Origin of the sequence: Bacillus sp. CDB3 (assembly GCF_002081505.1) — a bacterium.
GTDB classification, from domain to species: domain Bacteria; phylum Bacillota; class Bacilli; order Bacillales; family Bacillaceae_G; genus Bacillus_A; species Bacillus_A cereus_AT.
In genome coordinates this window covers 1-9,204 of the sequence record NZ_ALBR01000136.1, presented here as the reverse complement: position 1 = coordinate 9,204, position 9,204 = coordinate 1, and the positions used below count along the sequence as shown (strand labels likewise).

Sequence of the window (9,204 nt, the reverse complement as noted above, 5' to 3'; positions counted from 1 at the left end):
ATAACTGTATTACCTTGTTGTTCTAAATTCCATTTTAAAGCCCTTACAACATCTATAAATACTTTATATGTAGTTGGCCATATATATAAACAATAATCATAATGACGATTAAAGAAATTATCGAAATGTTTAATATTTTCCTTATATAAAATAGTTTCAGGAGAATTTAATAGAAGTTTATCAGCATATTTTTTCCCGATTTTATGTAATTTTGCATAATAAGCACATACACATAATTTTAATTCAATTTCTTCTCTTTTATTAGGTGATAGATCCATTTCAAGAAGTAAACTTGCAATTAAACAAGTTTTAAGATGATCATTTTGCTTATAATAATATTCAAGTATTGGAAATAATTCTTCTGGTGTATTACCATTCACTGATGCTCCTAATTCTATAGCCCATTGAATTTTTTCCATTATTATCCCCTCTTTTATTTTAAATTATTGAAATAGTCTATATTATATTTAACACTTGGATGATTAGGTACAAATTTTGCTGCTTGTTCATTATGATAAATTGATTTTTCATTATTATTTATACGATAATAACAAATACATAATTGAAGATGTGGTAACCATGTATAACAAGGTTCTTTTAAAAAAGGAGCATTAGTTGGTTTAGAAATTTTGAGAGCTGTGTGATACCAATAAATAGCTTTATCATATTCATTTTTTTCTAAAAATATAGAACCTAATTGACAACAAATTTCACCTCGTGGATTATCGTATATAAATGATTGTAAAGAAGAATATAGTGCTCCCTCAGTGTTACTTAGTTTTAAATAACATTCTGTTCTTTTTAAGCAAGCCTGAATATTATCTTCAATCCAACCTTTTTTTTCATCTAAAAATTTAGTATACCATTCAATAGCTATCTCATATAATTGATGATCTTTACATTCATTTGCATAATAATATGTATCACGTGGACTAAATTTTTTTCCGCTTGCAAGATGTTTTTGATAGAGTTTTAAATTACGATCTGTATATATTTTTTCTTTTTTATGAGTAATACTAATATCGCTATCAATAAGATTACCGTAAACTTCCAAATACTCATGTACAAAACCATACCATTGAAAGTTTTTATTTCGTTTTACTAATCGATATCTTTTAACAGAAAATGTTGGGTTTCCTTCTGTATCGAAAGTTAAATTGTATTTCATTGAAACAGCATCTATTTTAGTATCTAATGTAGATTTTAAGTGTAAAATTTCTTTTTGATCTTTTTGTTCTATTATGTCGTCGGCATCTAACCATAAAATATATTTTTTAGTAGCTTTTGAAAAAGCAAAATTTCTTGCAGCTGAAAAATCGTCAATCCACTTAAAATTATAAATTTTAGCATTATATTTTTTAACAATTTCTTTGGTTTTATCTGTTGAACCTGTGTCTATAATAATAATTTCATTTACAATATCTTTAACAGATTCTAAACATCTTGAGATAGTTTGTTCTTCATTTTTTACAATCATACATAAGGAAATGGTGATAGATTTTTTCATTAAAAATCCCCCTTTTTTATATAAAATATATAAGTGAAATGTGTAAAAAATGTGTAAAATAAACCAAAAGTACATATTATTCAATGGTAAGCGGAACGAAGTGAGCATTAAGGAGTTGACAATTGCACTACACCAAGACCCTCTTGAGGTTGTCAAACGGTACCCGTTTGACCCTGCCTACCGGCGAGGGAGCCCCCTCAAAAAGTGAGGGGGTTGGGGGTGTTTTTGTAGGGGGTCTGGGGAAGAGTTCCCCAGTGGGTTTGGGCAACGCCCAAGGTCTTGGGGGTGTTTGTAGGGGGCTTGCCCCCTCAAGGTTTTGTGGGGCGTTTACGCCACATCAAGCAGTATTTGGGTACCAAATACGAAGCTTACTTATCCGACTGGTTTTTTCTATAATGGGAGTACGATAGTACGACAATTATAGAAAAAACCTTATGCCCATCGGGCATACTTTTGGAGGATACGGGTTTTATGAGCGAGAAGAGATCAGAGCCAAAACAAATTAAATTTCGAGTAACAGAAGACGAATTCGAACGGTTGACGCTTATGGCGGATAACGTTGGAATGAGTGTGCCGGCTTTTGTGAAAGCCAAGGCACAAGGATTGAGAGTAAGACAACCGAAAATTGACCGTCATGGCGCATTAGAAATTGCACGAGAACTTCATCGTGCGGGTACCAATGTGAACCAAATTGCGAGATGGTGTAATCAGCGAAAAGAAGTAAGTTCTGATGAAGTACAGAGGTTACATTATAACTTAGAAGAAATTAAAAAAAGGTTGGATCAAACATGGCAACAATTAAGCTAGGGAAAGCTTCAAAATCAGCAGTCGGAACATTAAAATATTGTGAGAAAAAAGCAGAAGTACAACAAGGAAAAGATTGTGTTATAGAATTGGCGCAAAGACAGTTTAAGATAACAAGAGACTTATTTGGACAAATAGAGGGAAGACAAGCGTATATGGTAATTCAATCTTTTCGTCCTGGAGAGGTAACAGCGGAAGAAGCAAATGAAATAGGAATGGAATTTGCTGAAAGGTGTTTTAAAGGATATGAGGTAGCAATCTATACACATACGGATAAAGATCATATTCATAATCATCTTGTTATTAACAGTGTCAATTTTGAGACGGGTAGGAAGCTCCAGATAAGCAAGAAGGATATTTATGAGCTAACAGGCCTATAATGATCAAATTGCACGTAATAAGGGCCTTTCTGTGCTTGATAATAAGGAGAAGGCAAGAGAGAGATATGTTCGAACAGATTATGAGCTACATAATCAAGGGAAAATGTTGTATCGAGAAGAGATAAAAAACAAAGTGTTAGATGAAGTAGGAAAAGCAAAAGACATGGATCAATTTGTTAAGTTACTAGAAGGACAAAATATAGGAGTATATGAGTTTGGAAAAAAAAGAAAGGAAAATAGGATATAAGTTGTTAGATAAAGAGGGAAATCTAGTATTAAAAATTAGCGGAAAAAAATTAGGACAAGATTATGAAAGGAGTACAATTGTACATGCCATTGAACAGAATAGTTCTGGTGCAAAAAGACCCTAAATGAAAAAAGAAGCCTAGTTTCCTAACGGATTCTTTGATTATATCGTTAATCCAAACAGTTGGTGGATAAAGATATTCTGGTTTTGGACAGACTGATCCTGTAAATGTATTTGCTCTTTTTTGATCATATACATGGCCTCTAATCCAGCAATCATTTTTTTCGCTGTACGAAAAGATTGTAACCCTAACATATTCCAAATACGTTTTTTGATAAATCGATGATCTTGTTCAATCATATTATTCAAGTATTTCTTGACCCGTAGTAAGATACTTGATGGTAAGCTGTTTTCTTGTTTTAACTCTCGGATTGCAGGAGGATAGGCTTTATCTCCATCTACGTTAATCACACGAGGAATCGTCCCATGACAAGTAGTAGGGCTTTCTGAAAGAAAGTTTTGGCAGCCTTGGTATCTCTTTTTTTACTGAGGTAAAAATCAATCGTATTTCCTTCGGAATCTACTGCCCGATACAGGTACATATCTTTTCTTTTGATTTTAATGTAGGTTTCATCCACCTTCCAAGAATCATTCGTTTGTTTCAAATGTCTTCGAATTCTCTTATTCAACTCTGGTCCATATTGATGAACCCATCGCATAATAGTCGTGTGGGCCAAAGATAATCCTCGTTCTTCCATCATTTCCACTAAATCGCGAAAGCTTAGGTTGTACCGCAGGTACCAACGTACAGTTAATAAGATAATATCTGGCTGATAATGTTTCCACTTAAAAACATTTACCCTTTTCATATTAACCACACACCTTTTTTAAAGTAATTCTTTCAGTATTTCCAAATTTATAAGATGACTTTCAGTTATTTTGAAGTTTTTGCAACAGAACCTAGAAATCTTAGAAACAACCTTCCTAAAAAGTCCGCTGTCAAAGGATTTTTTAGACTATACCTTATTTGCAAGAATGTGGTATTTTAATTTATGTCTTCGAAATATGATGATCCTTAAATCATACATAGTCATTTTTTTATTAATCAATTTTTCAGGAGTGAATATATGAATAAAATATTTGGTATAATGGCTTTAATTTGTTTGCTTGTAGCAATATGTTCTTTTCAATTATATGTATCAGGAATTGACCTCAAAATTAATTCACATATTCTATTAGTAATTATGGGTTTAACATCATTTTCCGCTGCGATTCTCACAATATTTAACAGAGAAAAATTTCTAAAAAAAACACTTCTTACAAGTGCAATATTCCTCATAATTCTTGTTTATTATAATGTTGGATTACATGTAAAATAAGAACCACTATATGTACGTGAAGTAAAAAAATAAAACCGGCTCTTAATTGAGTCGGATTTTTGCATTTCTATGTAATTAGAATTTACTTTTAGATAATGCCTTTAATATTGGATTAATGATTTTACTCAACAAACGAAACCCTCTAAATATAGACCGAACAACCTTCATAAAATCGTCCCCCTTAAATTAAGTGAATCATACCAATTTGTGGTTAGTAACATCATATGTCAGGAAGCTAATGTACAGTTTCAGTATATGTTTGAAATAACCATAAGGGTAAAACATGCTATATGACAGCAATTGAATCCGGTTCATATGTAATTATTGAATTCACCAGGTAAATATTACAACTGTAAAATTAAAGTGACGTAAATCGTTCTAAATAATAGACTTTATAATGCTCTCTATTTTTTGTCCTTTGGTGGTGGACATATTAGGAATGGCCACTGGGCAGATCTTATAATATATTAATAAATGCTATATAGCTACGAAATATTAAAAGTACATTGCGATATTGAGTTATACATAACTTGTATTTTAGTTCAATATTTTTAGGGGGATAAATTGGAAAATAATAAATTAAATAGGGCTTTTAGGATTGGAATTAATATTGTGCTGGGTTTATTATTCTTAGGTGCAGTCCAAATGTTTTTTGATAAAGATCAAACAAATGACCATTTTGGTTATGTATTTTTGGTAGCTGCTTGGATGGTTAATAGTGTGAAGCAGTTCACCATAAATGTAAAAGAAGGGGATAAGAAGGACGTATTATTTTGGTTAAGTGCTATGATTATATCTTTTTTTATATTAGGTTATATGCTCTTTACATATGCTCGTGATTATTTTAGTTATCTTATTTGAATGCTATCGCATATAAAAACAGATTAATGTTTGAAGCATGTGTTATATATAGGTTTTCTCTGTTGTTCTAATCGTAGACAATAACAACAGAATGAAAGCTAATCTAAAAGAAATAAGCCTATTAAAATTTACTTTTAGATAATGCCTTTAATATAGGATTTATGATTTTACTCATTAAACGAAATCCCCTAAATATAGACCGAACAACCTTCATAAAATCATCCCCCTTAAATTAAGTAAATCATACCAATTTTTGGACAGGAATGTAAGTTATATGTAAGAAAAAGCTCTAAACATGTGGTAAAGTATTTCATGAAGATTAAGGGAAATATTTTTTGTCTAAATGCAGGGGAGTATAAAAACATTAGTGAACTATTAATAAACAAAAAAGCCTCGTAAATACAAGGCTTTATAGTAATCCTCTTTTTTCAAAGAAGTCACGGAATATTCTATTTGCTAATTCAGATTGTGCACCGCGCGAAGGGTTTTTCCCTAAGACTTTTTTTAATGCTTGTCTTATATCCTTATCTAAATGGAATCCTACAACTTTCTTCTCCTGTTCCTCTTTTAGAAACCCTAAGATATCATCATTCTCTATATTAATGTTAACTTGTTCTTTTGTTTCTGTTTTATTATCATCCTGTTTTTGTTCTTTTAACGTTACATTAACGTTATTGTTAACATTATCATTTTGTTTTGTTAATGTTTCGTTATTGTTTTCTTGATGTTGTATTTCTGATTTATTAATATCTTCAGTAGTTCTTGTAGCACTACCAGGGAAAAGACTAGACATTTTGCGGCTCACGTTCATTCAACTCCCGAAATAGATTTTTATAGTAGAATGCGAATTCGGTATTTTTCTTAGCTAAGGTCAAAGGAAGTTCCTCGTTTACTATCGCATTAGCAAATGAAATACTTTTAGGTATATTTGCGTCGAAATAATGAATACCTTCCATTTCACAAAAATCTCTAGCTTCTGCCATTGCATTTTGATGTAAATTCGTATTCTTTTGCACGAGTGTAGAAACTACCCCTGTAATTTCTAAATCCGGATTGTTTTGTTCTTTAAATCCTTTAAGGACGTCTACAATTTTTATTAAAGATCTAACACTATACTTTTCAGGTTGGAAAGGAATAATGATGTTATCCGTGCAGCAAATCACATTACTCTGGATTAGTCCTGAACTCGGAGGACTATCAAAAAGAATAACGTCATAATGATTTTCGATAGACATTAAAGCTACCTTTAAAAGTAGAAATGGGTTTATGTATTTATCTTGGTGTGGCAAGATATCAAAATCTAAAAAGCTCATTTCTTCATTCGAAGGTAATACATCAATATTTTCATATACATTAACAATTGCTTCTTGAGTCGGAACGTAATCTACAAGGACATCATATAAAGTCGGTTTATATTCATCAGGGTTATTACCGAACGATAATAAGACATTACCTTGTTGATCAGCATCAACAATCAAGACTTTCTTTCCTTGTTTAGCGTATAATCCAGCCAGATTTACAGTCATAGAAGATTTAAGAACGCCACCTTTATTCTGCACAAAAGCTAATTTGTAGGCCATAAAGACACCTCCGTTTTTTTAATGTTATGTTAACGTTGTTTTTATGTCAACAGAACGTTAACGTTATATTATTCTATTAATAAATAAACCTTAACATAATAATTCGTTCACGTAACTACTTATCCTGCAAATGTTTACAAAAAGTATTACATGAAGTATTACAAATATATTATAATATAAATAGACAAAAAAAGGAGATGAGAATATGGCGAAAATTATCATTGTTTCTGATGAAAAAGAGGTAAAAGAAGATAATAGTCTTAGCTCATTAATGGAGAAATACGATAAGAAGAAAACCGTCGAAGAAACCCACAAGCGTAGAACATTCTTAATACGACGCGAACTTATAAATAGAATTGATGAAATTGCAAAAGACAAGCCTAAAGGGTTTGTAACAGATTTAGTTAATACAGCATTAGATTCTGTAATTACACAGTTAGAAAATAAAAAGGTCAAGTAGTCCAACTACTTGACCTTTCCTTGTATCTCTATGAATCTTGCGTTACAATAATTGTAGAAAAAACGGAATAAAAGACGAAAGGACCTATTCTCAAACTTTGGTCGGCGAGAGAATAGATCCTTCAAATAGTTACACAAGAAAATTCTTGTTGTTTATTAACTTCTGTCTATATAATATCAAAAACTATTAGACAGGTAAAGTGTAATATATTCTTGTGTAGCTTCCTTTTATTTGAATAAGGAGGCTATTTGTATGTCAGTGGCGATTCGGAAATCGCAAGAGGATACATTCATTGATTCCTGGTATGAATGCTATCTATCAGAACGGAAGAAATCAGGGTATGTAGTTACCATTGATTTAAGTAACGAACAGCACAAACAAATTTGGTACGGTCTACGAGATATAAAACATTTATTAAAAGCTTCAGAACGTGGTTTAAAAGACGTCTATCTATCTCTTAATGCTTTTGAACACGGAAGTCGTAAAACGGCTGATTTGAAGCAAATACGCAATATAGGCGTAGACTTGGACTTTTATAAAATAGGACTCTCAAAAGAGTATGTAATAAAACAACTGCATGATTTGGTATACAGTCAATCATTACCTTGTCCCAACATCATCATGAACGGCCGAGGGGTGCAGTTAGTTTATAGTATATCTGGTGGTGCTGCTCCACAAATGGCGTATTTAACGCAATACATAACGAATCACTTTGTAAAAATGCTTATGCCATTAGGCGCAGACGGATCATGTTCTGATTTATCCCGTGTTTTCCGTTTGCCGTATAGCACACACGGAAAGACAGGGAAACAAATTACAGTGGATTTATGGACGGAAAAAGAGTATTCACTGCAAGAATTATACGAATATGTACCGCCATTAGAGAAGAAGCGTAAGCCGAAACGTAAAGGAATGCTTACAACGTTACCGGCACGAAAAGGGGTAATGGACCTTTACAGTCTAAATACAAAGCGTAAAGCTGATTTAGAAATGATTGTAGAGCTCAGAAACGGTGTAATAGAGAATCGAAATGATTTAACATACATTTACTCATTTACAACGGCTTTAATCGTTAAGAACCAAGCAGCGACGTTAGAAATGGCATTCCAGTTAAATGCGAAGCTTGCTGATCCGCAACCAAAGAAAGAAATGGAGCGTACAGCGAAGAACGCGTACAAAGATGCTATGATTTTCTTTGATGAATTTGCAAAGAACGACTATAAACGTTTTGGATTGCCAAACAACATTGTTAAACCTATGCGTAATGATACGGTAATCAGGAAGTTAAACATTGATTTTACGCAAGATGAAAAAGAAAAAATGGGTACTTTAATCGATAAAGTAGAGAAACAACGTCGTGATACGGAAAGAAAACGTGCAAAAAGACGTGATGAAGGTGTCGCGACACGTGAAGAATATTTAACAGCAGAGAACGAAAAGAAACAGGACAAGCTATCGCAATTAAAAGAAGTTATGGAAGATAATCCAAAGGCATCGCAACGTGAAATAGCCAAGATAATGGGTGTTTCAGAATCGTATGTACGTAAGCTAAAGAAACAATTATAAAAGTGCGCACCAGTAAATCCTCTTAAACCGTATATACTTGGACTTCTTTAGGATTAATTAAACTGCGCACTGGTAGTTCTGCTTAAACCTGTTATATTTGGACTACTTATACATTACTTTAATGAACCTCCTATTTAGGGGGTTTTTATTTTGGTGGGGGATAGTTAGAATGGGCCTTATTGCGAAATTTTGTTTTACAAATTCGGTATAGTACGTGAAATTTCTACTAATTTATGTATTACAGGTATGATATCGAAAGTATATACTTATGGATATTTTCTACAGTTGTCGTTCGGTTACTATACATTAGCATTCGAATTTCATTTGCAAACAATATAAAACGTAAATTGAATGCAGCATATACCTATTACTATCTTACGAAAGTGTAAGGCTCATGTCATGTTTTTGCATTTCTTCTTT

Annotated in this window: 10 protein-coding genes and 2 pseudogenes; 7 read left to right on the top strand and 5 right to left on the bottom strand. The window is 32.3% G+C overall.

Going from position 1 to position 9,204, the window contains the following annotated elements; genetic code table 11:
• Together CDB3_RS31110 and CDB3_RS31105 are read right to left on the bottom strand one after the other, a co-directional pair.
• Nucleotides 1-419 (bottom strand): annotated as a pseudogene (locus CDB3_RS31110) (CgeB family protein); the annotation flags it as partial.
• A 14-nt stretch (nt 420-433) separates the two neighbouring features.
• Nucleotides 434-1,507 carry a tetratricopeptide repeat-containing glycosyltransferase family 2 protein gene (locus CDB3_RS31105; RefSeq protein WP_128857156.1) on the bottom strand — a complete coding sequence of 358 codons (1,074 nt, stop codon included), beginning with the start codon at nt 1,505-1,507 and terminating at the stop codon, nt 434-436.
• Nucleotides 1,508-1,978: 471 nt separating this feature from the next.
• On the opposite strand from CDB3_RS31105, the gene CDB3_RS31100 reads away from it, so the two are divergent.
• Genes CDB3_RS31100 through CDB3_RS32860 form a run of 4 tightly spaced genes read left to right on the top strand, consistent with a single transcriptional unit; the run spans nt 1,979 to nt 3,062 of the window.
• Nucleotides 1,979-2,314 carry a plasmid mobilization protein gene (locus CDB3_RS31100; protein ID WP_128857155.1) on the top strand — a complete coding sequence of 112 codons (336 nt, stop codon included), beginning with the start codon at nt 1,979-1,981 and terminating at the stop codon, nt 2,312-2,314.
• Complete coding sequence (locus CDB3_RS32870) at nt 2,296-2,691, top strand: relaxase/mobilization nuclease domain-containing protein (RefSeq protein WP_256870001.1); 396 nt, start codon at nt 2,296-2,298, stop codon at nt 2,689-2,691. Before CDB3_RS31100 ends, CDB3_RS32870 begins: the two co-directional genes overlap by 19 nt.
• A 31-nt stretch (nt 2,692-2,722) precedes the next feature.
• Nucleotides 2,723-2,938 carry a hypothetical protein gene (locus tag CDB3_RS32865; protein ID WP_256870000.1) on the top strand — a complete coding sequence of 72 codons (216 nt, stop codon included), beginning with the start codon at nt 2,723-2,725 and terminating at the stop codon, nt 2,936-2,938.
• On the top strand, nt 2,907-3,062 hold the full coding sequence (locus CDB3_RS32860) for a hypothetical protein (protein WP_256869999.1): 156 nt from the start codon (nt 2,907-2,909) through the stop codon (nt 3,060-3,062). Before CDB3_RS32865 ends, CDB3_RS32860 begins: the two co-directional genes overlap by 32 nt.
• A 38-nt stretch (nt 3,063-3,100) precedes the next feature.
• On the opposite strand, the pseudogene CDB3_RS31090 reads toward CDB3_RS32860, so the two are convergent.
• Nucleotides 3,101-3,807 (bottom strand): annotated as a pseudogene (locus tag CDB3_RS31090) (IS6 family transposase).
• Nucleotides 3,808-4,881: 1,074 nt separating this feature from the next.
• Here CDB3_RS31090 and CDB3_RS31085 point away from each other — a divergent pair.
• Complete coding sequence (locus CDB3_RS31085) at nt 4,882-5,178, top strand: hypothetical protein (RefSeq protein WP_128857154.1); 297 nt, start codon at nt 4,882-4,884, stop codon at nt 5,176-5,178.
• Nucleotides 5,179-5,587: 409 nt separating this feature from the next.
• On the opposite strand, the gene CDB3_RS31080 is transcribed toward CDB3_RS31085, so the two are convergent.
• Both CDB3_RS31080 and CDB3_RS31075 read right to left on the bottom strand, forming a co-directional pair.
• Nucleotides 5,588-5,983: a hypothetical protein gene (locus CDB3_RS31080; protein WP_128857153.1), complete on the bottom strand. Its 396-nt coding sequence runs from the start codon at nt 5,981-5,983 to the stop codon at nt 5,588-5,590.
• On the bottom strand, nt 5,964-6,758 hold the full coding sequence (locus tag CDB3_RS31075) for a ParA family protein (protein ID WP_128857152.1): 795 nt from the start codon (nt 6,756-6,758) through the stop codon (nt 5,964-5,966). The genes CDB3_RS31080 and CDB3_RS31075 overlap by 20 nt, the downstream gene beginning before the upstream one ends.
• Before the next feature lie 205 nt (nt 6,759-6,963).
• On the opposite strand from CDB3_RS31075, the gene CDB3_RS31070 reads away from it, so the two are divergent.
• Nucleotides 6,964-7,218, top strand: a complete 255-nt coding sequence (locus CDB3_RS31070) for a hypothetical protein (RefSeq protein WP_128857151.1) — start codon at nt 6,964-6,966, stop codon at nt 7,216-7,218.
• A 252-nt stretch (nt 7,219-7,470) separates the two neighbouring features.
• Nucleotides 7,471-8,784 carry an AsnC family protein gene (locus tag CDB3_RS31065; protein WP_128857150.1) on the top strand — a complete coding sequence of 438 codons (1,314 nt, stop codon included), beginning with the start codon at nt 7,471-7,473 and terminating at the stop codon, nt 8,782-8,784.
• Nucleotides 8,785-9,204 lie beyond the last annotated feature (420 nt).